The organism is Microcoleus sp. K1-B1 (assembly GCF_036704705.1).
Taxonomy (GTDB): Bacteria; Cyanobacteriota; Cyanobacteriia; order Cyanobacteriales; family Microcoleaceae; genus Microcoleus.
The window spans coordinates 45059-70948 of the sequence record NZ_JAUBSH010000004.1 but is presented as its reverse complement, the minus strand read 5'-3'; the positions used below and the strand labels follow the sequence as shown (position 1 = coordinate 70948).

20 protein-coding genes are annotated in these 25890 nt (G+C 46.1%); 7 read left to right on the top strand and 13 right to left on the bottom strand.

What is annotated here, in order from left to right:
- Positions 1–61: 61 nt before the first annotated feature.
- From QUA83_RS02330 to QUA83_RS02310, 5 genes are all read right to left on the bottom strand, one after another.
- Positions 62–685 (bottom strand): heme-copper oxidase subunit III, encoded by a 624-nt coding sequence (locus QUA83_RS02330; RefSeq protein ID WP_333291197.1) that lies wholly within the window; start codon positions 683–685, stop codon positions 62–64.
- A 136-nt stretch (positions 686–821) separates the two neighbouring features.
- A complete protein-coding gene (gene ctaD, locus QUA83_RS02325) occupies positions 822–2627 on the bottom strand; it encodes a cytochrome c oxidase subunit I (RefSeq protein ID WP_333291195.1) in 1806 nt (601 codons plus the stop codon).
- 78 nt (positions 2628–2705) lie between these two features.
- Positions 2706–3707 (bottom strand): cytochrome c oxidase subunit II, encoded by a 1002-nt coding sequence (locus QUA83_RS02320; protein WP_333291194.1) that lies wholly within the window; start codon positions 3705–3707, stop codon positions 2706–2708.
- Positions 3708–3928: 221 nt separating this feature from the next.
- On the bottom strand, positions 3929–4687 hold the full coding sequence (locus QUA83_RS02315; RefSeq protein WP_333291192.1) for a class I SAM-dependent methyltransferase: 759 nt from the start codon (positions 4685–4687) through the stop codon (positions 3929–3931).
- A gap of 114 nt (positions 4688–4801) precedes the next feature.
- A complete protein-coding gene (locus QUA83_RS02310; protein ID WP_333291190.1) occupies positions 4802–5839 on the bottom strand; it encodes an LD-carboxypeptidase in 1038 nt (345 codons plus the stop codon).
- 194 nt (positions 5840–6033) lie between these two features.
- Between QUA83_RS02310 and QUA83_RS02305 the strand changes: the two genes are divergently transcribed.
- Both QUA83_RS02305 and QUA83_RS02300 read left to right on the top strand, forming a co-directional pair.
- Complete coding sequence (locus tag QUA83_RS02305; RefSeq protein WP_333291188.1) at positions 6034–7467, top strand: carotenoid oxygenase family protein; 1434 nt, start codon at positions 6034–6036, stop codon at positions 7465–7467.
- Between the two features lie 712 nt (positions 7468–8179).
- Positions 8180–9001: an SDR family NAD(P)-dependent oxidoreductase gene (locus tag QUA83_RS02300; protein ID WP_333291187.1), complete on the top strand. Its 822-nt coding sequence runs from the start codon at positions 8180–8182 to the stop codon at positions 8999–9001.
- Between the two features lie 1088 nt (positions 9002–10089).
- On the opposite strand, the gene QUA83_RS02295 is transcribed toward QUA83_RS02300, so the two are convergent.
- Entirely contained in the window at positions 10090–13029 is a 2940-nt protein-coding gene (locus tag QUA83_RS02295; RefSeq protein WP_445301755.1) for a CHAT domain-containing protein, read from the bottom strand.
- A gap of 151 nt (positions 13030–13180) precedes the next feature.
- Here QUA83_RS02295 and QUA83_RS02290 point away from each other — a divergent pair, with 151 nt between their 5' ends.
- Positions 13181–13444, top strand: coding sequence for a hypothetical protein (locus tag QUA83_RS02290; protein ID WP_172185550.1), 264 nt, complete (start codon positions 13181–13183; stop codon positions 13442–13444).
- A gap of 190 nt (positions 13445–13634) precedes the next feature.
- Here the strand turns inward: QUA83_RS02290 and tsaB are convergent, their stop codons facing one another.
- From tsaB to QUA83_RS02275, 3 genes are all read right to left on the bottom strand, one after another.
- Positions 13635–14294, bottom strand: a complete 660-nt coding sequence (gene tsaB, locus QUA83_RS02285; RefSeq protein WP_333291183.1) for a tRNA (adenosine(37)-N6)-threonylcarbamoyltransferase complex dimerization subunit type 1 TsaB — start codon at positions 14292–14294, stop codon at positions 13635–13637.
- A gap of 2 nt (positions 14295–14296) precedes the next feature.
- A complete protein-coding gene (locus QUA83_RS02280; protein WP_333291182.1) occupies positions 14297–16009 on the bottom strand; it encodes a serine/threonine-protein kinase in 1713 nt (570 codons plus the stop codon).
- A gap of 183 nt (positions 16010–16192) precedes the next feature.
- Positions 16193–16441, bottom strand: a complete 249-nt coding sequence (locus QUA83_RS02275; protein WP_333291180.1) for a Ycf34 family protein — start codon at positions 16439–16441, stop codon at positions 16193–16195.
- A 108-nt stretch (positions 16442–16549) separates the two neighbouring features.
- Here QUA83_RS02275 and QUA83_RS02270 point away from each other — a divergent pair, with 108 nt between their 5' ends.
- Positions 16550–17812, top strand: a complete 1263-nt coding sequence (locus QUA83_RS02270) for a CCA tRNA nucleotidyltransferase (RefSeq protein ID WP_333291179.1) — start codon at positions 16550–16552, stop codon at positions 17810–17812.
- A 122-nt stretch (positions 17813–17934) separates the two neighbouring features.
- Here the strand turns inward: QUA83_RS02270 and QUA83_RS02265 are convergent, their stop codons facing one another.
- The 4 genes from QUA83_RS02265 to QUA83_RS02250 form a co-directional block, all read right to left on the bottom strand.
- Positions 17935–18282 (bottom strand): DUF952 domain-containing protein, encoded by a 348-nt coding sequence (locus tag QUA83_RS02265; RefSeq protein ID WP_333291177.1) that lies wholly within the window; start codon positions 18280–18282, stop codon positions 17935–17937.
- A 19-nt stretch (positions 18283–18301) separates the two neighbouring features.
- Positions 18302–19894 carry a CocE/NonD family hydrolase gene (locus QUA83_RS02260; protein ID WP_333291175.1) on the bottom strand — a complete coding sequence of 531 codons (1593 nt, stop codon included), beginning with the start codon at positions 19892–19894 and terminating at the stop codon, positions 18302–18304.
- 345 nt (positions 19895–20239) lie between these two features.
- Positions 20240–20677, bottom strand: coding sequence for a cupin domain-containing protein (locus tag QUA83_RS02255; protein ID WP_333291174.1), 438 nt, complete (start codon positions 20675–20677; stop codon positions 20240–20242).
- Positions 20678–20903: 226 nt separating this feature from the next.
- Positions 20904–21674 carry a cysteine hydrolase family protein gene (locus tag QUA83_RS02250; protein WP_333291172.1) on the bottom strand — a complete coding sequence of 257 codons (771 nt, stop codon included), beginning with the start codon at positions 21672–21674 and terminating at the stop codon, positions 20904–20906.
- A gap of 209 nt (positions 21675–21883) precedes the next feature.
- On the opposite strand from QUA83_RS02250, the gene QUA83_RS02245 reads away from it, so the two are divergent.
- The 3 genes from QUA83_RS02245 (at position 21884) to QUA83_RS02235 (ending at position 25880) form a co-directional block, all read left to right on the top strand.
- Complete coding sequence (locus tag QUA83_RS02245; RefSeq protein WP_333291170.1) at positions 21884–23293, top strand: amidohydrolase; 1410 nt, start codon at positions 21884–21886, stop codon at positions 23291–23293.
- 113 nt (positions 23294–23406) lie between these two features.
- A complete protein-coding gene (locus QUA83_RS02240) occupies positions 23407–24546 on the top strand; it encodes a serpin family protein (protein ID WP_333291168.1) in 1140 nt (379 codons plus the stop codon).
- Positions 24547–24677: 131 nt separating this feature from the next.
- Positions 24678–25880 carry a glycoside hydrolase family 10 protein gene (locus QUA83_RS02235; RefSeq protein WP_333291167.1) on the top strand — a complete coding sequence of 401 codons (1203 nt, stop codon included), beginning with the start codon at positions 24678–24680 and terminating at the stop codon, positions 25878–25880.
- Positions 25881–25890: the final 10 nt, after the last annotated feature.

Genomic DNA, 25890 nt, shown 5'->3' with positions numbered 1-25890 from the left:
AAAAACCCCCAATAGGGGGTCATACAAATCTCTTGTGGCAGAGGCCCAAAAGCCTCTGGGATCACAAAATATACAGTAACAGAAACAAAACAATCCAAATCACATCGACAAAGTGCCAGTAAATCTCAGTCGCTTCGATGCCGAAGTGGTGCTCGCTAGAATAGTGACCTTGCACGCGCGATCGCCACACCACTCCCGCCATCAGCAGCACTCCAAACGTAACGTGCAAGCCGTGAAAAGCAGTCAAAACGTAAAAGCAACTGGCATACAAATTAGTCGTCAAGCCAAACTCTAAATGAGTGTATTCGTAAACCTGACCTGCCAAGAAAACGGCGCCCATAGCAATAGTTACGAGCAACCAATTCCGCATTCCGGCGGCATCATTCTTTTTGATTGCCGTATCAGCATTGTGAATCACAAAACTGCTAGCAATCAAAATCACCGTATTAATTCCCGGCAGCAATAACTCTCGTCCAGGCGTACCTTCAGGAGGCCACACGGGGGCCATCGCCCGATAAATCAAATACGCGGCAAACATACCGAAAAATATCATGCCTTCAGCGCACAGGAACACAATTACACCTAACATTCGGTGGTCGGGATGCTCTTCGCCGTGTGCTTCTACTTCGCCCTCGTGGTGGTAATTTAGGGCTGTTTTTGTCGGATCGATCGCTGGAATTTGCATAAGAAATTGGTAATGAAGAAGTCAGTTGTCAGTTGTCAGTTGTCAGTTGTCCGTGGGCATCAGTCATCAGTTAACAGTCAACAGTTAACAGTCAACAGTCAACAATGCCCAATGACTGATGCCTGATGACTAATAACTATTCGCCATCTTGACTTTCATCAGCAGGAGAATCAGCATTTACCTCTGATTCAGGAGCGACCAAAGTGGCAGTACCGCCAAAGAAAGTTGAAGCTTGAGCCTCCGCAATAGGAATACCTGTTTTCTGGGCGTTGCGGGTGGCATTTTCCCTCAGCTTGAGCCTGAGACGTTCCCCTGTATGCTGAATTTTTTCCATGCCGTAATCGTAGGGCCCCGTTGCCAATACCGGCACTCCTTCAAAATTTTCGATCGGGGGTGGCGAAGTCGTCATCCATTCCAAACTCAAAGCTTGCCAAGGATTGTCACCTGCTTTCGGGCCGTACCTCCAGCTCCAAATCACATTAATGATAAACGGGATTGTAGACACTGCCAGCATATAAGCACCGACAGTACAAATGACATTAATTGTGGTAAATTTCGGGTCGTACATTGCCACCCGCCGAGGCATTCCTTGCATCCCCAAAGCGTGCATCGGCAGGAAAGTTACAGTAAAGCCAACATAGGTTAAAACAAAGTGAACTCTACCCCACAATTCATTAATCATCCGCCCCGTCATTTTGGGGAACCAGTGGTAAAAAGCAGCGTAAATGCCAAACACTGAGCCACCAAACAGCACGTAGTGTAGGTGAGCGACGACAAAATAAGTGTCGTGAACGTGAATGTCGAAAGGTACGGAAGCCACCATGATCCCGGTGATGCCGCCGAGCACAAATGTTGAGATAAAACCCATCCCAAATAGCATGGCGCTGACAAGCCGGAGTTTCCCTCCCCAAATAGTTGCCAACCAGCTAAATATTTTAATCCCAGTTGGTACGGCGATGATCATAGTTGTGATCATAAAAAACATCCGCAGCCAGCCGGGAGTGCCGCTGGTAAACATATGGTGCGCCCACACGATCAAGCCCAAAAAGCTGATTGCGAGACTGGAATAGGCGATCGCCAAATAACCAAAAATTGGCTTGCGCGAATGCACCGGCAAAACTTCTGAAATCACCCCGAAAAAGGGCATAATCATAATGTAAACTGCCGGGTGCGAATAAAACCAGAATAAATGCTGGTAGACGATGGGATCGCCGTTGCCTGTTGGGTTAAAAAATGCCGTCCCTGCTAACAAGTCAAACGACAGCAAAATCAAAGCTGCGGCTAAGACTGGAGTAGCAATCAAAGTCAGCGCTGAAGTCGCAATCATCGCCCAGCAAAACAAGGGCATATCATTGAGACCCATGCTGGGAACGCGCATGGTAAAGATGGTAATGGCAAAATTTACCGCCCCCAAAATCGAAGAAGTTCCCAGAATCAAAACGCTGAGAATCCAAATTTCTTCCCCGGCTTGAGCAGTAACTAAGCTCAAAGGCGGATAGGATGTCCAACCAGCCTGTGGAGCTCCTACTAAAAAACTACTCAACAGCAACACGCCGCCTACGGGAATCATCCAAAAGGCAACGGCATTCAGCCGGGGAAATGCCATGTCTTTGGCCCCGATCATTAAGGGGATCAAAAAGTTAGCAAATCCGGCTCCGGCGGGTACGATCCACAGGAAGATCATCACCGTCGCGTGAACAGTAAATAAACTGTTGTAGAGTTCGGGGGTGACAAAATCGGCGTCGGGGGTGGCGAGTTCGGTTCGCACCAAAGTTGCCATCACGCCGCCGATTAGATAGAAAATAAATGTTGTTACCAGGTATTGAATACCGATGACTTTGTGGTCGGTATTAAAAGTGAAGTAGTCGCGCCAATGTCTATCGGCGGGCGCTGTTCCGCGAGCCTCAGTGTTTGCACTTTCTTGGAACTGTGCTTGTGTCATAGTTATTAGTCATTAGTTATTAGTCATTAGTTATTAGCTCAGGATCGAAGACCCAGTGCCAGGAACTAATGACTATTTTTAGTGATGAGTTGGGTGAAGTTGTTCTAGGGTTTCGGAATTAATTTTTATTTCCCTGACGTAGGGAGCCAAAAATTCTCCGTCTGACAATTCCCCTGGATTGACTGCAACTGCTTGCTCTAAGTTTTGACTGCTAGCAACTTGCTGGCTTTGCAGCCAACCGTCGAATTCTTCGGGCGTGTGAACGACTGCTACAGCTTTCATCGCTCCGTGATAAGCGCCGCACAATTCAGCACAAACAACCCGGTATTCGCCGGTTTTAGTTGGTGTAAATCTCAGTTCGCTCGGCCGCCCAGGAATTGCATCTTGTTTGAGGCGAAATTCCGGCAGCCAAAATGCGTGCAGCACGTCTTGAGCTGAGATATTTAGCTGTACGTCGCGGTTGACTGGCATATGCAGTTCGCCAGAACTAACGCCGCTTTCTGGATAGCTAAAAATCCAGGCGTACTGCAAACCTGTGACATTTACAACTAAGTCTGCTGGTTTGTCTTCATTTTCTGGGGAAGCGCCTACGCCTAAAGCAACGAGTTTTTGAGACGGAATTTGAGGGGCGTTTTGGGGTGTATCTGAGAGTGTGGCTGCGATCGCACTTCCCCGCATTTTAGAGTGCGCTTGCATCGTGCCGTGGTCGTGATTGCCCATCGGATCGAGGCCTCCCATTGAGTTGTAAATCTCAAAACTGTAGACTCCGATTCCTAAAATAATCACCGCCGGCACGGCTGTCCAAAGAATTTCTAAGGGAAAGTTGTCATGCCAAGGCGGCCCGTCTGTGTTGTCACCTTGACGACGGCGATATTTAATTGCAGCAACAATGAGAATTCCTTGGACCATGATAAATAGTCCCGTGGAAATGGTCATCATTGTATTGAAAAGTGCGTCTATGTCGGATGCTTCATCAGAGGCGGCGATCGGCAGTAAACCGTGATTCTGCCCGTACCAGAGACTGATCAGAGTCACTCCGATGCCGGCGAGCATGGTGAGGATGGAACTTGGAATGTTCACGCTGGTACTTCTTAATAGCGACACTTCTTCGCTTGAAAAATGAAGGAAGCGCCTCTGGGTTATCAATTTTTAATTGTAAATGGTATTTTTAGTAAAATGTCTCTCTTAAGGGTTACTTAAGGCTTAGAATTTTTGACCGATCGCCCGATCGCCTCAAAAGTACGTCTTTTGTACCTTGACAAAAATGAGTAAAAATGGTAAACAATCGCTCTGTTTGGCTGCTAAATTTGAGATTTTTTCTCAAACACCATCAAATGCTGCTGGGGCAACATATCTTTTGTCTCTTTCCATACTAAACCGACGGCGGCCATTTCTTTTTTCACCTGCTTCTGCGTCATTTTGTGCAAACCTTTAATGGGAATCAGCGGGTTTTCGCCCCGATACTCGATCGATACTGTGCGGCCTCCCGGTTTGAGTGCTTTCACAATTCCTTGCATCATTTCTCTGGGATATGCAAATTCGTGATAAGCATCGACCATCACAACTAAATCTACGCTGTTTTCCGGCAAATTGGGATTGTCGATACTGCCCAAAACTGGCTCAACGTTAGCGATATTTTTTTCTTGTTTATTCAATTCCAGAAAATTAATCATTTCCGGCTGCACGTCAACGGCTAGAACCTTTCCTTGTGGAACTAAGGGAGCGATGCGAAAGCTAAAATATCCCGTTCCCGCTCCAATGTCGGCTACAATATCGGTTGGTTTTAAATCGAGATTGTTGACTAATCGAGCTGATTTTTCTTCCATGCCACGAGAGGGTCTTTCTAGCCAACTAGCGCCTTGATATCCCATGACTTGGGCAATTTCTCGACCCATGTAAAATTTGCCGATGCCGTCGGGATTGTGGACAGTTCGCTGTTGATAAATGGTGTCGCTGTTGGCGGTTTTACTTGCTGCTGCACAGGCATTGAGCGGCAACAGGCAAAGAATTGTCAAAATTATTACTGTTAAGGGTTTAATTAATTGTGCTGTTTTTTTCACGATATTTCGGATTTGGTGTTTAAATTTATTTCTCGTTATTTCTCGTTCCCTGGCTTTGCCGGGGAACGCAGATCCAGAGGCTCTGCCTCGGTAATATCCACAAGAATTCAAGACTTAATTGACAGCAGATTCTAACAATCTGATTGTACCAGAATTTGCGTCAATTTCGACTTGTTTGCCGATCGGCAAAGTGAACTGCTCCCGGATGTGTCCCACCATGGAACCATACCACGCAGGAATATTCAAAGGGCGAATGTGGTCGGACAAGACTTGAGGTAAGGTTAGCGACTCTTGGGGTTTTTCAGCTTCGCACTTGGTACACTGCCCGAAAATAAAACCGGATATTTTATCAAGAATGCCCGCTAATTTGAGCTGCGTCAACATTCTATCGATGCGATAAACTTCTTCGCCAACTTCCTCGACAAACAAAATACTATTTTCCCACTGCGGTAAATATGCAGAACCCACCATTGCTGCGATTACTGATAAATTGCCGCCGATTAGTTTTCCCCTAGCTGTGCCGCGCCCGATTGTTTGAACTTGCACGCTTGGGGAGTTTTGCATGGTCACAGAGCCGCCCTCAAACAAAACTTTCTTGACGTAATTTACTGTAAAAGGACTCCAAGTTGACGCACCTAAAGGGCCGTGAAAAGTAACTATATTAGTTTTAGCATAAATCGCCAATAACAGCGCCGTAATATCGCTGAATCCCATAATAATTTTGGGATTGTTGCCGATAATATTGTAATCCAGGAGCGGCAATATCCGACCGCAGCCCCAGCCTCCCATCCCGGTAAAAATAGCTTGCACTGAGTCATCGGCAAAGGCTGCGTTGACATCGGCGGCGCGATCGGCATCCTTGCCGGCTAAATAGCCGTAGCGATCGTAAAAATGCTTTCCCAATTTAACTTTTAAACCCAGGTTATCCAGAACTTTAAAAAATGGCTGCACTTCTTTTTCGTAGTTGAAAGCGGCAGGATTGATTAAGGCTACAGTATCGCCGACTTGCAGGCGGCGCGGATTAGCGATCGCACTTTGGGGAGAAAGGTTGGTTTGCGCGATCCTATTCGAGGGATTCGCTAACGGCAAAAGCTGAGTACCAATAGCAGTCAGCCCAAAAGTTGTGAGCAGAGCACGGCGGTGGAGAGTCATAGGTGTTATACCCTTGTTCGATTAAGTGAGGTACAGGTTGAAATTTTAGATTTTAGATTTTAGATTTTAGATTGGGGGATTGAGGAATTGTTAATTCATTGATGAATGGCTCACGCGAGAACTGTTATAGATGGTTTTTGCTATAATTGTATAGCAAAAATTCTGTCATATCAGTTTAAAATTGCGAGTTTCAAATGAAAACAAACGCTAAAATCTCATCTAAAAAATCTTGGGCTCAAGCTTTAGCCCGTCCGGCTGCAGAGTTTCCGCTGACTCAGCTATTGGTTAAAAGCGGTAAAATTCCCGCAGGATTGCGCGGTACTCTTTACCGCAACGGGCCCGGACGTTTGGAACGCGGCGGTGTTGCTGCGGGACACTGGTTTGATGGCGACGGTGCAATTTTGGCAGTACATTTTACCGATGTCGGTGCTACGGCTGTTTATCGCTACGTGCAAACAGCGGGATATTTAGCTGAAGAAAAAGCTGATAAATTTCTCTACAGTAATTATGGCATGACAGCACCGGGCCCTGTGTGGTTGCGGTGGACTAAAACTGTTAAAAATGCTGCCAATACTTCTGTTTTAGCTTTGCCCGATCGCCTTTTGGCATTGTGGGAAGGTGGCCCGCCTCACCGCCTCGATTTGCAAACCCTGGAAACTCAGGGAACGGACGATTTAGGCAGTTTAGATAGTAAATTTGTTTATTCTGCTCACTGCAAGCGCGACCCGATTACTGGCAATATTTTCAACTTTGGAGTTACCAACGGTGCGACTACAAAGTTGAATCTGTATAAAAGCGATTTTACTGGCAAAATCCTGCAACAATCAACAGTTGCTTTAGATGGAATTTACGCGCTCCATGATTTTGTTTTGGCGGGTAAATATCTGATATTTTTTATCCCGCCGGTGCAAGTCAATTTTTTGCCATTGTTAACGGGAATTAGCAGTTATAGCGAGTCCTTTCAGTGGAAACCGGAGTTAGGTACTCAGATATTAATTTTTGACTCTGAAACTCTCTCTTTAGTTAGTCGCGGCGAAACCGAACCTTGGTTTCAGTGGCATTTTGCTAATGGTTTTGTCAAGGAAGATGGTTCCGTGGCTGTAGATTTTGTGCGCTTCGCTGACTTTCAAACTAATCAGCGACTGAAAGAAGTACCGACTGGTGAAACTAGCACCGATGCGGAGGGTACTCTTTGCCGAGTGCATCTCAATCCTCTGACGGCGAAAGTGACAGGAATAGAAGAATTGTTGGATAAACCTTGTGAGTTTCCGGTTGTACCGGCGGACGAAGTAGGACAAGACGCACGATATATTTATCTGGCAATGTATCGCCCTGACGTTGATATTGTACCGGAACGTTATGGTGCGATCGCCCGTTTGGACACGCAAAGCCGCAATCTCACAATTGCCGACTGTGGCGAAAATCGCTATCCCGCAGAGCCCATCTACGTTCCAGATATTTCCTCGGAGAAAGGTTGGATAGTAACAGTTGTTTACGACGGCAATTCTGATAGCAGCGAAGTCTGGATATTTGACAGCGACGGACTTTCCCGCGAACCTGTTTGTCAGCTAGAATTGCCCGGTGTCATACCTTTGGGCTTTCACGGCACTTGGAAATCCGCAGTCTGAGAAAATTGTAAAGAAGTGTTGCGGAAGATTTATTAAAAATTGTTGCCGCTTCTCTGTCAAGTTGTTAAGGTGTGTGTAGATAGGAAATTCTCATATCTAGGAGGTGTGGAATTGATAATCTGCATTGCTCAATTATCCTGTGCCCATTCGCACGAATCCCCGGCGATTGTAAGTCGCCGCTGCACAGGATTTCGTCTGCCTCTGCGGACTAAAACAAGGGGTAATTAAGCCCCGAACAATGACCAATTCGGGGTGAATATTCCCGGCGAATAAATTCGCGACTACACAGGCCAAGTCCGCCTCTGTGGACTGAAGAAAACCAATTCCCGGCGATTTTATTCGCGGCTACACAGGCAAAGTCCACCTCCGCGAACAGAAGAAAAAGCGGTAATAAAGCCCGCTTGGCCATGATTTCCGACTCGGTTTGCCCATCTCAGGTTTGTCTGCTTGCATGAGGTTACATGACCAGATATTTGACTGATTCCTGGCAAACCAAAAGTTTAGTTCAACTCACGCGCACGTTAGCGATTCAACAGTTTTGGGTTTTGAGTTAACCCCACGAATAAATTAGGCTTATCGGAACAAGATAGCCTTTTCAACAATTATGAATTATGAGTTGTTACCGCCAAAACATCCAACTCATAACTAATAATTCACAACTCACAACTCATAACTCCGTGCCGCGATGAGTATCTACCAAAAGGTTTAATCTATGCAACTTCAAGGAAAAACAGCTCTTGTTACAGGAGCTTCGCGCGGAATTGGGCGATCGATCGCCCTGGCATTAGCGAGACAAGGAGTCAAACGCTTGTTGATTGTGGCGCGCAACCGCAAGCAATTAATTGAACTGGCAGAGGAAATCGATCTTTTTGGCACAGAAGTAGTGCCGTTAGCTTTGGATTTAACTCAGTCAGTAGCGGTGAATATTGCGATCGCCCAAGCTTGGCGAGATTGCGGCCCGATTCACCTGCTAGTCAACTGTGCAGGCGTCGCCCACCAAGCATCATTCTTGCGTTCCCCGCTGCCATTAATCGAGGAAGAAATCGCCTTAAATTTGCTCGGAACCTACACAATTACCCGCTTGATAGCTCGACGAATGGCGACTCAAAAAGAGGGAACAATCGTCAATGTTTCGAGCTTAATGGGCAAAATTGCCGCTCCCACAATGGCGACTTATTCTGCTACCAAATTTGCGATTTTGGGATTCACCCAAGCTTTGCGTAGCGAGTTAACTCAGTACAATGTTCGAGTCACAGCTTTGCTGCCATCTCTAACAGATACCGACATGGTGCGAGACTTGGAACAATTCCGGTGGGTAGTGCCCACAACTCCCGAAAAAGTTGCCCTAGCACTTGTCGCGGGATTGCACAAAGATGCACCGGAAATCTTAGTAGGATATCAAAGTCATCTAGCAGTTTGGTGTCACCGAATAGCGCCTTGGTTGCTGGATTTTGTGTTGCGGATGGCAACTCCCGAACTTCGGGATAAATCGCGGGGCCGTAAATTGCGGGAGGCTTTAGCTAGCGGGCGATAAACCCTTTTATGGGCGGGCTTTCCGGCCCAACCCCTACTCCCCACAAGAAAACTCATTCTTTGTGGAACGGGCAAGATGCCCGTTCCGGGCTCTTCGGCCCATTGGTGTAAACTTAAGCTGTCAGCCCGCCCACCCGGTAGTCCGCCAATCCGCCAGGTAGTCCGCCAGGGATTGAAATCCCTGTCTCATAGCTAAAGTCCTCTCAAAGAGGACTGGGAAGAAGAATTTTTGACGTTGCTGATTCACGCCGCCCACCCGTTAGTCCGCCAATCCGCCAGGGGTTGAAACCCCTGTCTCATAGCGAAAGTCCTCGCTCAAGAGGACTGAGAAGAAGAATTTTTGACGTTGCTGATTCATGGTAGGAATCAACTTGTTGCTTGATGTTACAAAACTCACCCTACTTGTCTTATAGCAATTGGGAAATATTAATTCCTACCTGTATTCAGCAACGCCGAATTTTTAAACTAATTAGTCCTCTTCAGAGGACTTTAGCTATGAGACAGGGAATTCATTCCCTGTCTGAGAAGAAGAATTTTTGAGGTTGCTGATTCACGCCGCCCACCCGTTAGTCCGCCAATCCGCCAGGGGTTGAAACCCCTGTCTCATAGCGAAAGTCCTCGCTCAAGAGGACTGAGAAGAAGAATTTTTGACGTTGCTGATTCATGGTAGGAATCAACTTGTTGCTTGATGTTACAAAACTCACCCTACTTGTCTTATAGCAATTGGGAAATATTAATTCCTACCTGTATTCAGCAACGCCGAATTTTTAAACTAATTAGTCCTCTTCAGAGGACTTTAGCTATGAGACAGGGAATTCATTCCCTGTCGGACTATCGGACTATCGGATTGTCGGACTATCGGATTGTCGGACTATCGGACTATCGGATTGTCGGACTATCGGACTATCGGATTGTCGGACTATCGGACTATCGGACTGCCGGACTATCGGATTGTCGGATTGTCGGATTGTCGGATTGTCGGACTATCGGATTGTCGGATTACCGGTTTAACGTGTTTGTTGACACCAATCGGCATTGCCGTGTCCCTACAAGGGCTATGTACTTACTTACCAGCAAAATTGCTGTATATCATTTCCACTCCCCTTGCAAAGTAAAAGCAGCCCAATAATAGGGAGATTTCCATTTTTCCTGCTGCATCATTTCCATCTGCGCCGCCCTCAAAGCTGCCGCCGGCGCTAACTTTTGTTGCACCATTTTTTGATAAAACTTTTGCATTAACACAGAAGTTCCTTCATCATCCACACTCCACAAACTCACCGCCACCCGCTGCGCCCCCGCATACATAAAACCCCTTGTTAATCCCACCATTCCTTCGCCTTTAACATTCTGTCCCATGCCCGATTGACAAGCACTTAAAACCACTAAATTTGCCGCCAGTTTTAAGTTGAAAATATCGGTGAGGCGCAAAAAACCATTGACAAGATTGCCCTTGTCATCTACCATCGACATCACAATTCCTGAAAGTTCGGGATTTTTGTTGTTGGCAAGGCCGTGGGTGGCGAAGTGAACGATTTGATAATTGGCTAAGTTTCCATCGGTGGCGGTAGTGCGACTGGCATCAAGATCAAATATTTGACGGCTAGAAGCTGAAGGGAATAAGGTGGATATTGTTTGGGCTTCTTGGCGGGTAAATGGTAAGCGTTTTGGTGGCCATTCCCGATTAGAAGCACGAAGCGATCGATTTAAACCGAGGTTATTTGCTTCTAACTTTTCAGTCGTTTCTCGGGTGATTTTTCCTTTAATTCTTTCATCGTCTGGACTGAAAACAGGATCTGCTAAAATTGCTAAAGTTTGGCTGGGCGGTTTTCTATCTCCGTAATTTTGCCGGAGAATAGCGAGACTTGAGGCGGAAGGCAGGGTAATAATTTCATGTTCGGCAATTAAGGGAATATTGGTATTTTGGCCGGCGGTTTGGGGAAGAGTTAAAGCCGGGAAAGGGGTATAGTGCAGCACGCCGTCGGGAACAATTAATAAGCGTTTGTTGCCTAATTGGGATGCTGCGGGCTGTAAAATTAATTTGCCCAAATTTGCACTTGCTTCAGCAACTTTTTTGGGAATATCTCTGTAAATTGGTCTAGTTATTGCGTCTCGGAAATTTCGGGCTGCTGTTTCAATGTAGGCGCGTTTTGGCAATTCATAGCTGCTTAGTCCTGTGGATGTCACAACCCACAAATAACTGCGGTTTTGGCCGAGGGAATACTGCAATAAAATCGTGTTTTCATCGAGAATCTGTTTCTGAATTTCTGGCAGCGTTAAAGGTTGGGGTTGGGTAAGGGCAGCGTAGCGGGGGCTGGTACTACGAATTTTTGTTTGAAATTGCTCATATTGTTCCAAAAGTGCGAGGCGCTGTTTGTCGATTTCAGTGATTTTAGTTTGATTAAGTTTGGGGGTGCTGATTGTTTCGATGCGCTGCTTCTCAAGGGCATCAAGTTGCTGTTGTAGGATCTTTTCTTGTTGCAGTAAATTGGGAGAAATGCCTTCGCGAATGTTGGCGTTACTTTCTTGGAGGAGTTCGAGGAGGCTGCGGGCCCTCGAACGTTCACTGGCTTCTAAGGCTTTGCGATCGTACCCGGATTTAGGATTAATTTTATGCAGCTGCATTAACAAAGCGATGTAGAATTCGTAGTAGTCCTGGACGGTGGCAAAGTAGGAGCTGCGGAGTTCTGGGCTGGCTATTTTGGTGCGGAGGTTTTCAATGATTTTGATAGAGGATTCAATGTCGTTGAGGGCTTCAGTGAGATTGCCTTGAGCGCCTTTGACATAAGCCATACTGTAAAGGGTGCGAGCTTCCTGTGAGCGATCGCCCACTGCCCGACTCAGGGGCAAGGACTGGCTGTAATACTCTAGCGCTTTCTGTTTTTCTCCCAAATCTGAGTAGACTCTACCGATATTGGTGAGGGTGACGGCTTCCCCGCTGCGAGATCCTACTGCCCGTCTCAAGGGAAGCGATTGGCTGTAATACTCTAGCGCTTTCTGTTTTTCTCCCAAATCATCGTAGACTAAGCCGATGTTGTTGAGGGTGACGGCTTCCCCGCTGCGATCACCTACTGCCCGTCTCAAGGGAAGCGATTGGCTGTAATACTCTAGCGCTTTCTGTTTTTCTCCCAAATCATCGTAGACTAAGCCGATGTTGTTGAGGGTGACGGCTTCCCCGCTGCGATCACCTACTGCCCGTCTCAAGGGAAGCGATTGGCTGTAATACTCTAGCGCTTTCTGTTTTTCTCCCAAATCATCGTAGACACTGGCGATGTTGTTGAGGGTCCTAGCTTCCCCGTCGCGAAATCCTACTGCCCGAAACAGGAGAAGCGATTGGCTGTAATATTCTAGCGCTTTCTGTTTTTCTCCCAAATCATCGTAGACACTGCCGATGTTGTTGAGGGCTGCAGCTTCGTCTCGGCGATTGCCCACTGCTCGAAACAGGAGAAGCGACTGGCCCAAATACTCTAGCGCTTTCTGTTTTTCTCCCAAATCATCGTAGACTTTGCCGATATTGTTGAGGGTGGTAGCTTCCCCGCTGCGATTGCCAGTTGCCCGACTCAGGGGAAGCGACTGGCTGTAATACTCTAGGGCTTTCTGTTTTTCTCCCAATCCTGAGTAGACTAAGCCGATGTTGTTGAGGGTGGTAGCTTCCCCGCTGCGATCACCTACTGCTCGTCTCAGGGGCAGCGACTGCCCCAAATACTCTAGCGCCTTCTGTTTCTCTCCCAAATCATCGTAGACACGGCCGATGTTGTTGAGGGTGCCAGCTTCCCCACCGCGATCGCCCGCTTCTCTATACAGCTTTAATGCTTCTTCAAACTTGACGAGCGCACTTCTTTTTGAGTCCGCTGTTCCTTGCTGATAAAGTTTCACTGCCTCTTCAAATACTTTTTTGGCAGCCTCGCTACTGTTAGTTTGTGCTGTTTGTACGAGTTTACCAACGGGCACGGCTGCTGCCACTGGCTGACTTAGCTGAATTGAAAGTGCGATCGACATACCAGCCAAAAACCATTGAGTGCGATCGAGCATAGCCACCCCTTTTGTATTTTTGTCGATTTTACTCACTAGCTCGCTTAGTGTAAAGGCAGGAAGAAGTAAGGGCGATCGGCATTTTTGCTAGAGTGAACGAGTAGGTGCGATTCCCTGCGGGATCGCTACGCCGCGCGTACTTTTTCCCAGCATGAACAACATCCTAACTACCCCCGATCCCGTAACAACCCACTGGGATTGCCCCGAATGCGGCGGCACCGGTACCCTCAGCCCAGAAATTTGCCCCGTATGCCTCGGAGCAAAATACATCGATCTCGCTACAATAACGAACTGGATGCTCGATTTTATGGAATCTCGCGGCTGCGATCGAGCTGAGATCGATCGATTGCGAACCGAAAACCCAGACCCGCTAACATTAACTTTTTGCCTCGAAGTTTGTATCGCCCTTAAATAAACAACGATATCAAGTCTGCTTAATTGCTTATAAATCATTTACGGGCATCGGGCATCGGGCATCGGGCATCGGGCATCGGGCATCGGGCATCGGGCATCGGGCATTCGGAAAAAAAACGCACTCTACAAGTTGATTTAACTGAAACAAAATAATGCCCAATTCCCAATGCCCAATGCCCTATTCCCAATATTCAGTGTCCCTTAACCGGATGTTGCCCGTAATAAGGCAAAGCATCCGACCAATCAGGGCGACTTCCTTGTTTCCACTCTAAATAAGCCAATTCCAACACACTAGAAACCGACCAACCCAACTCGCTGCCAACTTCAATTAACTGATAGGAATTTTCCAAACTTTCCAACTTTCCCTGCCAGGATTCTGCCGTCATTACGGTATCAGGAAACAACTCAGTTAAACCAGAATCTTTGTTAACTGAATAAACCGCACCAAACAATTGATCCCGCTGTGCAGGCATTTGCAGCGCCATATCCTGAGTTGAGATAGATTTTTTACTGCTGCTGCAAGCCACAGCCGCCAAAGTTGAAATTGCAAAAACCGGAATATCCAACTGTTGAGCCAAAGTCCGCGCCGTCACCATACCCATCCGAGTCCCCGTGAAACCTCCGGGCCCCTTCGCCACTGCAATAAAAGCCAAATTCGCCCAAGTTTGCGGCTGAATAAACTCGACTAAATACTGATGCAAATGAGTTGCTAAATCCCGATCCAAATTCCAAGTTTGGCAGCGATAATCCCCGGCAAAATTGCTGATGGCTAAACCGAGTTCGCGACTAGCTGTGTGCAGGGCTAAGCCGTATTTTTTAACTGATGTTCCGTCTTGGGGATTGCTATTCACGATTACTGATAATTTTCCTTAACAAAAAACAGCGGCAAAGCCACAACTAAGCAACCCAAAAGAATGCCAAATATTCCCGTGTTTAAAATCCTAGAATTACCCATGCCCCCAGTCATCAAAAACAGCACAACTAAACTTGCAAATAAATTTTTGTTGGCAAATTCTTTGTTTTGGGAAACTTGATGTTTTACAGCCATAAAACCCGAAGAAACTATTAGCGCGAACCACGAATTAAAAATGACTATTTGAGAGCCAAAAATAAACCAAACTAAGGCAAACATTAGTGCATCTATCCAAAAATCCTGAGTTTTCAACTTCGGCAGCCAAAATTCTTGGGTAGTAACAGAGGCGGCTTTCTTGAGTAATTGATTGTGTTGCAGCCGCACAAGTTTGTTTCTCAATTTAATCTTGGGATCGATTTGCAATATTTGCTTCCACTCCGGGCGGCGAGAATTGTTGACTCTTCCCAACAGCTTCACGGCTGTGACTTTATTTAACTCCAAATCGGTGAGTCTGGTGGCAATTATTTGAGATAAGTGCGGATAGTAAACGGGGTTGTCTTCGGTTCTGTTGATGACGATATTGAGCTGTTGCTTGGCTTGACTGACTTGGATTGTAACATTGTAGGGGGCGAGATCCTCTTGCAAAGCTTGCTGAATTTCGGCTTGCTGTTGGCGAGTGAAAAGCGACACACCGGGCGCAGGTGTAACCACCCGTTCTGCGGGCGTTTCCGGCGCGTCTAGCACCGGCTGTGCGTCTAAATACACCGGTTTGGGGTTCAAGTGCCGGATGACTGCTGATGCTGAACTGTAGCGCCGATTGGTGGCACTTTGAAGCATGGTGTCGAGGATGCGGCCGAAATCATCGCTAACCGCAGTCTTCAAATAATTTCGCCAAGCCCAAGAATCCTCTGTACTGTCGAACAAATCGAAGGGAGGAATTTCAGTCAGCAAGTGAATGCAAGTAACCCCCAAACTGTAGATATCGCTGGCAAAAACTGCTTTCCCCATCAATTGTTCTGGGGCTGTATAAGCAGCACTGCCGATGATTGTACCAGTTTGTGGCAACCCGGTTGCTGTTACTTTCTTAGCTGCACCAAAGTCTACTAAAACAATATCTTTTTGGAAAGGAGAGGGTTGATAGGAATTTTCTAAGGCGGGTAAAGGGGCTGGAGATAGCCGGCGGCGAATGATATTTTCTGGTTTGATATCGCGGTGAATAACTTTGGATTTGTGGACGAAGTGGAGCACTGGCAATAAATCGTTGAGGATTTGCCGAATTTGAGTTTCGGTGAATGCTCCTTTTTGTTCTAATTCTCTGGCTAGGTTTTTGCCGTCTATAAATTCTTGTACTAAATACTGTCTCCCGTCTTGTTCAAAATGCGCGATTAATTCGGGAATCTGGGGATGTTTGCCCAAGGTTTCTAGCTGGGCTGCTTCTTGGTGAAATAGTTGAGCGGCTTTTTCGGCTGCGGTATTTTGCTGCAAAAATTGCTTGATTACGCACTGCGAAAAAATCAGGGGTTTGGTTTCATCAACTGCTAGAAATGTTCGTCCAAAGCCTCCTTGCCCGATCGGCTTTATGGTTCGGTAGCGAGATGCTGATGGCGTTTCTGCGTCAATAGTCAACAACAATTTGGCGCCGCAACTTTGGCACAATTCTGCATCCCCTGGGTTTTGCGGATTCTGACAAGTTGGGTTTAAGCAATAACACATTGGATTTTAGATTTTAGATTTTAGATTGGGAATGCGGAATTGGGCATCGGGCATCGGGAATTGGTAATTGGTAATTGGTTATTGGTTGTTATCGCCAACAGCTCACAAAAAACCTATAAAAAACAACAAATAGCAACCAACAACCAACAAATAACTAATGACTACTGACTAATGACTTCTTCCTTAAGTCGGGACGAGTTCGCCTGGCCGCAATTTTGCCCATTTGCCGGTCTCTTGCTTGAAACTCTGACACCCGACTACATCCCATTCCATTTCAATTTCGTCTTGGCGGGGACGGATGTTGACGTTGATGGTGGGTTCTACGGGGTCGAAATCGGGTGTTTCGGTGAGGTGAAGCTGTTCGTGCTGTCCTTCTACGGCGTGGTAGGTGAAGCAGCGGTCTACATAGTGGCAGTTAATACAAATACACATTCTTGATATCCTCTGTGCATTTCAAAAAGATTGGTGAAATTTGAGCTTTCTGTTAATCTAGCGTAGCAAGAGTTTAATTGTTTGTAAGGAAAGTAGATTTTTGTTGCGATGCCGATTAATTTGCCTTCTTCATTATCTCCTGATTCTTGGCCGTTTGATTTGGAACTGCTGACACCGCCTGCTTATCTGGTGGGCGGTGCGGTGCGGGATGCGTTGCTGGGCCGCCGATCGCACTATTTTGATTTAGATTTCGTTATGCTAACACGGGCCGTGAAGACTGCCCGAAAAATTGCCGATCGCACGAATGGTGGATTTGTTTTGTTGGATGCGGAACGCCAAATTGCGCGGGTGGTGTTTGCGGGCGGTACGGTGGATTTGGCGCAAGCGGAAGGGGGGAGTCTGGAGGGGGATTTGCGGCGCCGGGATTTTCGGATAAATGCGATCGCCTGCAATCCTTTTACAGGAGAAATCATCGATCCTTTGGATGGTCAAACTGATTTGCGGTTGGGTTTGCTGCGGATGATTTCGCGGTCAAATTTGGAGGACGATCCGCTGAGGTTATTAAGAGCTTACCGCCAAGCGGCGCAGTTGGGCTTTGCGATCGAAGCTGAAACTCAATCGGCGATTCGGGAATTAGCGCCGCTGTTGAGTCGGGTAGCGGTGGAACGGGTGCGGACGGAATTAGGTTATTTGTTGAGCAATCCTGACGGTGTTCCTTGGATTTGTCGCGGTTGCGAAGATGGTTTGTTTTCGATTTGGTTTGAAAGTGCGATCGAGCGTTTTGATATTTTGACAAAAATTGACGCATCTGCTGACAAATTAGCGGCAATTTACCCGGAATTAGGGAAGGAATTCGGGCGTCAGATTCGAGATACGATTAAAACGCCGTTGTTGGCGGTTGCGAAGTTGGCTATTTTGGCAGATTCCGACCCCACAATTGCTGAAACCCAGTTGCTGCGGTTGAAGTACAGCAATGCGGAGATTAAAAGTGCGATCGGGCTTTTGAAATACTTGCCAAAATTGCAAGCAAAACCTATCGCGGAAATGTCTTTGAGAGAACAGTATTTTTTGTTTCGGGACGTGGGAATAGTATTTCCAGTTTTAGCGGTTTTGGCGGTGGCAGCGGGAGTTGCGGTTGATGAGATTTCACTGTTAATTAATCGCTATCTCGATGCCGATGATATTGTTGCTCATCCCACACAATTAGTTAGCGGCAATGATTTAATGGAATATTTGAATTTGCCGAGAAGTCCGCGCATCGGTCAATTATTAATGGAAATTCAATTAGCGCGGGTGGAAGGGAGAATTGCGACTCGCGAAGATGCGCTGAAATTGGCGGCAGAGTTGGTAGATAAATCAGTTGAAGTTTAGATTTTCCACTAATGTTAGAAACGGGCAAGATGCCCGTTCCACAAGACAATTAATCGTATTGTGGGCCGTTGATCTGAGCAACGCCCTAAAAAGTTAGTATACAAGGGTGCAAAATGTGCATATTAAACAACATCCCTTAATTCTTCCGGCAATTCAAACTTGCCATCTGCACCCGGTTCAAACTCAACAACTTTCAACACAGCATCAACATTCAGCGGCCCGTAAATGTGCGGGTAATTCTCACCTGCTGCCAATTCATACTTAAGTTCAGCTTCCACTTTGTCCGAGTCAATCCAAAGCAGCAGCAACCCTGTTTGTCCAGCAAAAAATTTGTTGGAAGTTCTAACAACTTGCGGGAGTGTCGAACAGTGGATAAATCCTTCTGTATCTAGCGTATCGCCGCGATAGGATTGAACTTGTTTTGCTTCTTCCCACTGTTGGCTGCGGGTGATGTGAAAGATAACGCTCATAATTGAATAAGGTCTAGGTTTAATTGACAATTGGCAGCAAAATTTGAGAGGGACAATTCCCGCCACTACTTACTGTCAGCGTGATAATTTTAGCATCGATCGCCCGCGCTTCACCGCCCGGCGCACCCGTTCCCGGATTCACGTCGTAAGCGGGAAAACAAGCCGCACTCAAACTCAGACGCAAGGCATTACCTTTGGCGATTTGCATACAAGTTGCTTGCAGCACAATTATCACAGGTGTTTCACCTGAATTCAGCCGCACGTAACCTTGAGTAAAATTGTAGACGCTGCCGCTATCTTTGACCTCAGAAAGTACCGCACACAAATCAAAACTCGGCGCATCGGCGGTACAAAATACTTCGACAATTATATCTCCAGCCAAGTGCAAATCTGCCGTTAGCGGTGCCGAAGTGTATGTTAACACATCGGTGCGGCAGTCAATAGTCGATCGCTCGATCGCACCTGCAGGAAATGCAGCGTGACCTCCCAAGGATGGCACCGGGCGCCAAGGGTCATGTACAAATATATCATCAGTGCAAACATCCGCGCAACTCTCTGTTAAAATACCCGCATCTTCTCTCATCGCGGCCAGTCCGGTACTTGCTAAAAAATAAGATTTATGATTATTATTAGGCCATTTATCAAATTTCCGCCAATCATTCCTCCCCATCTCAAATAGCGAAATCGGCCACTCATCTAATATTCCTGTATCAACTCCTTTGAGGAAGTGATCGAACCAGCGAATTTGCAACTCATCCACAGGATTTGAAGCTGCAAAACCATAATCCAACGCTCCAACTTTTTGCCCCCAAGGTAAATGCCCCCAAGGGCCAATTATTAAATGCTGCGGACAGGAACTCCGGCTTGCCATTTCCTTGTAAATATGGATTGTTCCTCGCAAATAATTATCAAACCAACCGCCAATGTGCAGCATTGGCAAGTCTAAATCTTTGATGTTTGGCGATAACTTTTCCCAATACTCGCTCGGTCGATAATTATCCAACCAATCATGATAATATGAGTCGGGTGCGAGATTTTTAATAATGTCAGGACGCGCGGGCACGGTATCGTATAGCGGGAGATTTCTCGAAGCTGCATAAAAGGCTTGATAGGCAGAAATATCGGCTTTTAAGCGAGCGGTTTCTGCGGCTAGCTGAATTGCCCAGCCGAGATTTGATTGCAGACAAAACGCGCCACCTTCATAGGCCCAATCTGCGTATAAATTGCAGCCTACCATTGCCGGACAAATTGTGATTAATGCGATCGGTTTAGCAGCCGCCGCGTAGAGTTGAGTCATGCCTTGGTAGGAAAAACCGTACATTCCGACTTTGCCGTTACTTCCCGGCAAATTAGCTGCCCAATTGACGGTATCAAAACCGTCTTGTGTTTCGCTAACAAATAGGTTAAATTCGCCTTCGGAAGTGCCGCGTCCCCGCACGTCTTGGATGACAACGATGTAGCCGTGTTTGGCGTACCATGCGGGATGGGAATATACTAATGTAGAGGCGATCGCCCTCCCGTAAGGTTGCCGCATTAATAATACTGGAAATTCGCCCGCAGCATCGGGGCGGTAGATGTCAGCGTCTAAACGAACCCCATCTTTAGTTAGCATTGACGCTGTTTCTTTCGGACAAAGTTTCAGCATAAATCCTAAAAAACATCCAATAAAAAAGTTAGTAGTAACTGAGATGTTGCACGATTCTCTATCAGCATTTTATGAACAGGCAAGATGCCTGTTCCACAATAAAATTCATCTCTTGTGGAACAGGCATCTTGCCTGTTCTTGAGGGGCAGGATGCCCAACCCCTACTCCCCACAATAAAATTCACTCTTTGTGGAACAGGCATCTTGCCTGTTTTTGAGAATGGTGCAACATCTCAGTAGTAAGGGCTTTAGCTTTTTCTCTAAGCACTCAAGTTCTTACTACAAATCTAGGACTCAAGTCCTTACTACAAACCTAGCACGATACGAGTACATCCGATCGCCCCAGAACTCTCATATCCTCCTCATCGAGTTCGACTGGTGTACCGCTGCGAATTAGTTCCACAAAATCCTCATTCGGCACCATGATGCACAAAGCGTACAAACGTTCATTGCCCGTATTTTCAATGACGTGAGTACCCGTTGGAGGCACTAACAAACTATCTCCCGGCTGAATACTAACTGTTTTGCCGTCGCAGGTTGCTTGCCCTTTTCCTTTGAGTACAAAAAACATTTCTACTGCGAATTGATGGCGGTTGGGAGGAGTTTTGCCGCCCACATCGAAAATCTCCACGCAAACTGTTAATGAAACATTAGCTATTACCGGATCGAAGACGATAGCTAATCTATTAGTATCGCCCGGACTGATGCGAAATGCTTGGTAGTCTTTCGGAGACTTTATAACAGGAATCATGCACTGGTTTGTCATTTTTTTATTGTTAGTTGTCAGTTGTTATGTTTCTGGTGTCATTACTGAGAATCCAGAGTCATTAGTCCGCCGCTCAACCTCCAAAGTTTATTGATTTCACAGGAGAGTTCGCTGTCAGAGCAGGAAGCGAGATATAGGCTTTGCTGTGCGAGACTCTCGCACTCCTAAAAAATGCTTTTTATACTCCAGAGGGATACTCCCCTGATGACTGCTATTTAATTGCTTCTAACATAGCCTGAGAATCCGACAAAAAACCAAAACATTGTTTAACGTTATAAAGAGTAGCTTGCCAGCAATATTCGGGAGATGTCGTAGCTGTACAATCTTTGACTAAAATACAGTCATAACCGAGGAAATTAGCATCTTGCAGCGTAGCCATCACGCACTGATCGGCGTTTACTCCTCCGAAGAAAAGTGTAGTTCTGCCGAGGTTCCGCAAGATACTATCTAAAGGAGTATCCCAAAAGCCGCTCATCCGATATTTATCAACGCAAATATCCTCCGGTTTGGGTTTTAATTCATCGACAACTGCGGCCGCCCAACTCCCTGCCATCAGTACAGGTGCGTTGTTTTTTGGCAGCGGATCACCCAAACCTACGCCGGAGCCTGTGGGATTGTAAACGTGACGGGAAGCTGCACTAATATTGAGCAAATCGGGGCGGTTCCCCCAGTTTATCCAAATAATTGGTACTGCGTGCGATCGCAATTTGGGCAGCAAATTTGTTAAAGGATTAATTGGAGTTCGGGCGGGCGTTACATCTACGCCAATATGTGCTAGCCAACCGTCGGGATGACAGAAATCGTTTTGCATATCTATCACCAACATTGCTGCTTTTGCTAAGTCCAAACGCAGAGTTTTAGTTTCTGTTTCCAGGGTAACAGGTTGAGGCGCGATCGGCGATCGGGTGATATCGGCAATTTTGGCATCGACTTTCCAAGCATTCGGCGGTACGCCCAAGGTGCGGAGAGAATCAGGATTCATATTGATTTTGACTCAAAAACAATTTCAATCTTATAACTATTTGATTGTTACTAACTTGTCATATCTTAAATATTTGTTATAATTAAGTATCATGGGCAACTTTTTGAAAATTTTTAGGATTTATTAACTTTATTAAAGGCCATCGCAAATGTTAGCGCCTGGGAATCATACAATAAAAATCAATATAAATTTACAAAAAGGGTAAATCTATGAGCTTTACAATTCAAAATGCTTTAATTCCGGTTGATAGCGGTTATGAAACCGCAGATTTGCAAGTGGTGGATAATTGCATCAGTGCGATCGCGCTCAATTTAGAGCCTGCGGGAACAGTTATCGATGGCAAAAATAAGCTGCTGCTACCCGGTTTTGTCAACGCGCACACTCACTCTTCAGAAATGTGGCAACGAGGCATTATTCCCCCTTTGCCGCTGGAGTTGTGGATTGCCGAATTATACGATTTTACACCTCTAGATCCCGAACAAGTTTACTTGAGCGCATTGGGAACTGCGGTAGAAACATTGCTGTCGGGCGGTACAAGCGTAGTCGATCATTTAGTTTTGATTCCGGGGCAAGAATTAGAAACAATCGCCGCCGCTGTTCGCGCTTATCAAGAAATCGGTATCCGCGCTTTTATCGGGCCGTTAATTCAAGATGAATCCCTGACAGCGGGAATGCCTTCTGGCGATAGTGACATCGAACACGCAGCTTACATTCGATCGACTAAGGCAACTTTAGAGTTAATGGAAACAGCCATAAAACAGTTTCACAATCCCGAAAAAGGTGTTAATATGTTGTTGGCGCCGACGGGAATTCAACTCTGTTCCGATGCTTTGTTTGAAGGCTGCATCGATTTGAGCGATCGCTACAATCTTTGTAGGCACGCCCACCTATTAGAAACCCCCGCTCAAAAACAGTTAGCTCACGAAAAATACGGCTGTAGCGCTGTCGAACACCTGCAAAAAATTGGTTATTTTAGTCTACGAACTTCCTTAGCGCACTGCGTTTGGCTGGAGGATTCCGACATTGCGATTATGGCAGAAACTGGAGCGACAGTCGTACACAATCCCCTCAGCAACTTGCGCCTGGGAAGCGGCATTGCACCAATTTTGAAATACCGTCAAGCGGGAGTCAACGTATCTTTTGGCTGCGACGGTGCTGCTAGCAATGACTCTCAAGATTTGCTGGAAGCGATTAAAATTGGTTCGATTTTGCACAATATCACGGATTTGGATTACCGCCAATGGATTACACCGCGCCAGTCGGTAGAAATGGCATCCCTGGGAGGAGCAAAAGGCTTGAATCTCGCCGATGAAATGGGTTCGCTGACAGTGGGTAAAAAAGCAGATTTTGTGCTGTATGATTTAACCAGTTTATCATTGCTGCCGCGCACCGATCCGATTGGCTTGCTAATATTGGGACGCCCGACTAATGCGGTAGACAGCGTTTGGGTAAACGGCAAGCAAATTGTCGCCGAAGGTAAGGTGAAAACGATCGATGTTGATGCTTTGAGGCGGGAATTATTCGATCGCAGCGAGTGGACGAGCAAGCGTCAATCGCAAACAGTAAGTGAAATAGAAGCCCACTATCGAAAAGTCATGAACCTGCAAGGTTATTCTTAAAAATTTCACCAATAGAATATGATATCATGTCCGGTTGAATCACATAATTAGTGCGACCACTAAAAATTAACGCAATCAACCTCGCAAATCCCCATCACTCAGAAGCTCTAGCCATGACACCCCCTAACAACCAGAGAAATGTAGACGCCAGACTTGTTGCAGCTAATACCAAATTTGGTTTTAACTTGTTCCACACCCTCAGCAAACAACAGCCGGATCAAAATATCTTTATTTCCCCTACTTCTGTCGCCCTCGCACTGTCAATGACATACAACGGAGTAAGCGGAGAAACAAAACAAGAAATGACAAAAGTTCTCGAATTAACGGGAATGACTCCCCAAGAAATCAACGCAGCAAATCAAGCTTTGCAAAATAGTTTGCAGAAAGTTGACCCCAATGTCCAAGTATCAATAGCCAACTCGCTTTGGGCGAAACAAGGCTTCTCCTTAAAACCCGAATTTCAGCAAACAAATCAAGAATACTACAAAGCTAATCTTACCGAACTCGACTTTATGAATCCGCAAGTTCCCAGCATCATTAACAACTGGGTAAGCCAAAAAACTCAAGGAAAAATTGATCAAATAGTCAAGGAAATTAGCCCCGATCAAGTCTTGTTTTTGATTAACGCCATCTATTTCAAAGGCAACTGGGAAACGCCCTTTGATAAATCTCAAACTGCCAACCAAACTTTCTCTTTACCCGATGGCACTTCCAAGCAGCATCCGATGATGTCTCAGGAAGGCAGTTATGGGTACTACGAAACAGACAAATTTCAAGCAGTCAGTTTACCTTACGGAGAAGAAGGCGCTCTGGCTATGTATATTTTCTTGCCCGATTCCAATAGCAATTTGGCAACTTTCTTGCAGGAATTAACACCAGAAAACTGGAATCAATGGATGCAATTTTTAAAATTTAGGACGGAAGATGGGAGTATTGAAATACCGCGTTTCAAAATGGAGTATGAAGTTGAACTCAACAGCACACTCATAGCTTTGGGAATGGCAGGAATTTTTGAGAGATCAAAAGCCGACTTTTCTCCGATGACTGATGACAACGTAGCAGTAGATTCAGTAAAACACAAAACATTTGTCGAAGTGAACGAAGAAGGTACAGAAGCAGCCGCAGTGACTTCAATGGACGTAAGCTTCTGTCCGCCTTTTTACATGAATGTAAACCGTCCATTCTTTTGTGCCATTCGAGACAATACTACAGGAACAATATTATTTATGGGTACCATCGTTGACCCCCAATAATATCAAAAATAGTAGGTGCGTCAGGAAATGTTCGATCGACTTTTAATAAAAGACCCCTCGCTGACCCACCCTAACAAGCTAATTATACGGTAAAATATCAGTCTAAAAATAATCATATTTGCGAAAAATTAATGATTAAACTGCACAAATGGCAGCGGATACTGGCTTTAATAGTTGTTTTTACGATCGCCCTTACCTCCTCCGCGATTTTATCCCCGCGTCTCTTGGCTCAAACCCCGCCCAAAACCCCAACAACCGAATTGCGCGGCGTCTGGCTGACAAACATTGACAGCGACGTTATTTTCTCCCGCAACAACATCATTGACGCTGTAAATCGACTGAATCAACTCAATTTTAATACCATCTATCCCACGGTTTGGCAAGGAGGCTATACACTTTATCCCAGCGCGGCAGCCCAGCGAGTATTCGGACAGTCGATCGACCCATCGCCCGGATTGAAAGACCGAGACATCCTCAAAGAAATTATAGCACAATCCCACCAAAAAGGTATAGCAGTAATCCCCTGGTTTGAGTTTGGTTTCATGGCTCCCGCCGAATCGGAATTAGCCACACTTCACCCCGAATGGCTGGCGCAGCGGCGCGACGGTTCAACTATTTGGAAAGAAGGTAAACACGATCGAGTTTGGCTGAATCCCTTTCATCCCGAAGTTCAGCAATTTATCTTAGATTTAATCCTAGAAATTGTCGATAATTATGATATAGATGGCATTCAATTTGACGACCATTTCGGCTTGCCAGTAGAATTTGGCTACGAGCCGTTAACAGTGTCAATGTATCAGGAACAAATCAAAAGTCCTCCCTCCAACGACCCCCGCGAAACCTTCTGGGTGCGCTGGCGCGCTGACAAAATTAACGACTTCGTGGGGCGAGTTTCCCGCGCCATCAAATCCCGCAAAGAAAAATGTATTGTCAGCTTATCTCCGAACCCTTTTCACTTTTCTTTACCCGCCCACTTGCAAGACTGGTTTACCTGGGAAAGACGCGGCTACATCCAAGAAATTGTGTTGCAGGTTTATCGCACCGATATCAAGCGTTTTAGTGCCGAACTGGAACGGGAAGAAGTTAAACTGGCTAAACTTAACATTCCAACTGCGATCGGCATTTTAACAGGTCTTAAAAATAATTCTGTGCCGCTCAAACAAATTCAAGAACAAGTGCAAGAAGTGCGAAAAAGAGATTTCGCTGGCGTGTCGTTCTTTTTCTACGAAAGTTTGTCGAATTGGGCCAAGGAAACCCCCGAACAGCGCAATTCGGCATTGCAAGAATTCTTTCCCACAAAGATGCAGCGCCCCCCCTCCGAAGGCAGAATTTGAAACCCACGGT

Coding starts and splice junctions, on each gene's coding strand:
- QUA83_RS02235 (WP_333291167.1), top strand. CDS start 24,678: ATGATTAAACTGCACAAATGGCAGCGGATACTGGCTTTAATAGTTGTT.
- QUA83_RS02330 (WP_333291197.1), bottom strand. CDS start 685: ATGCAAATTCCAGCGATCGATCCGACAAAAACAGCCCTAAATTACCAC.
- QUA83_RS02240 (WP_333291168.1), top strand. CDS start 23,407: ATGACACCCCCTAACAACCAGAGAAATGTAGACGCCAGACTTGTTGCA.
- QUA83_RS02265 (WP_333291177.1), bottom strand. CDS start 18,282: ATGAGCGTTATCTTTCACATCACCCGCAGCCAACAGTGGGAAGAAGCA.
- QUA83_RS02270 (WP_333291179.1), top strand. CDS start 16,550: ATGCCGATTAATTTGCCTTCTTCATTATCTCCTGATTCTTGGCCGTTT.
- QUA83_RS02260 (WP_333291175.1), bottom strand. CDS start 19,894: ATGCTAACTAAAGATGGGGTTCGTTTAGACGCTGACATCTACCGCCCC.
- QUA83_RS02275 (WP_333291180.1), bottom strand. CDS start 16,441: ATGTGTATTTGTATTAACTGCCACTATGTAGACCGCTGCTTCACCTAC.
- QUA83_RS02250 (WP_333291172.1), bottom strand. CDS start 21,674: ATGAATCCTGATTCTCTCCGCACCTTGGGCGTACCGCCGAATGCTTGG.
- QUA83_RS02280 (WP_333291182.1), bottom strand. CDS start 16,009: ATGTGTTATTGCTTAAACCCAACTTGTCAGAATCCGCAAAACCCAGGG.
- QUA83_RS02305 (WP_333291188.1), top strand. CDS start 6,034: ATGAAAACAAACGCTAAAATCTCATCTAAAAAATCTTGGGCTCAAGCT.
- QUA83_RS02300 (WP_333291187.1), top strand. CDS start 8,180: ATGCAACTTCAAGGAAAAACAGCTCTTGTTACAGGAGCTTCGCGCGGA.
- QUA83_RS02255 (WP_333291174.1), bottom strand. CDS start 20,677: ATGATTCCTGTTATAAAGTCTCCGAAAGACTACCAAGCATTTCGCATC.
- QUA83_RS02295 (WP_445301755.1), bottom strand. CDS start 13,029: ATGCTCGATCGCACTCAATGGTTTTTGGCTGGTATGTCGATCGCACTT.
- ctaD (WP_333291195.1), bottom strand. CDS start 2,627: ATGACACAAGCACAGTTCCAAGAAAGTGCAAACACTGAGGCTCGCGGA.
- QUA83_RS02290 (WP_172185550.1), top strand. CDS start 13,181: ATGAACAACATCCTAACTACCCCCGATCCCGTAACAACCCACTGGGAT.
- QUA83_RS02245 (WP_333291170.1), top strand. CDS start 21,884: ATGAGCTTTACAATTCAAAATGCTTTAATTCCGGTTGATAGCGGTTAT.
- QUA83_RS02310 (WP_333291190.1), bottom strand. CDS start 5,839: ATGACTCTCCACCGCCGTGCTCTGCTCACAACTTTTGGGCTGACTGCT.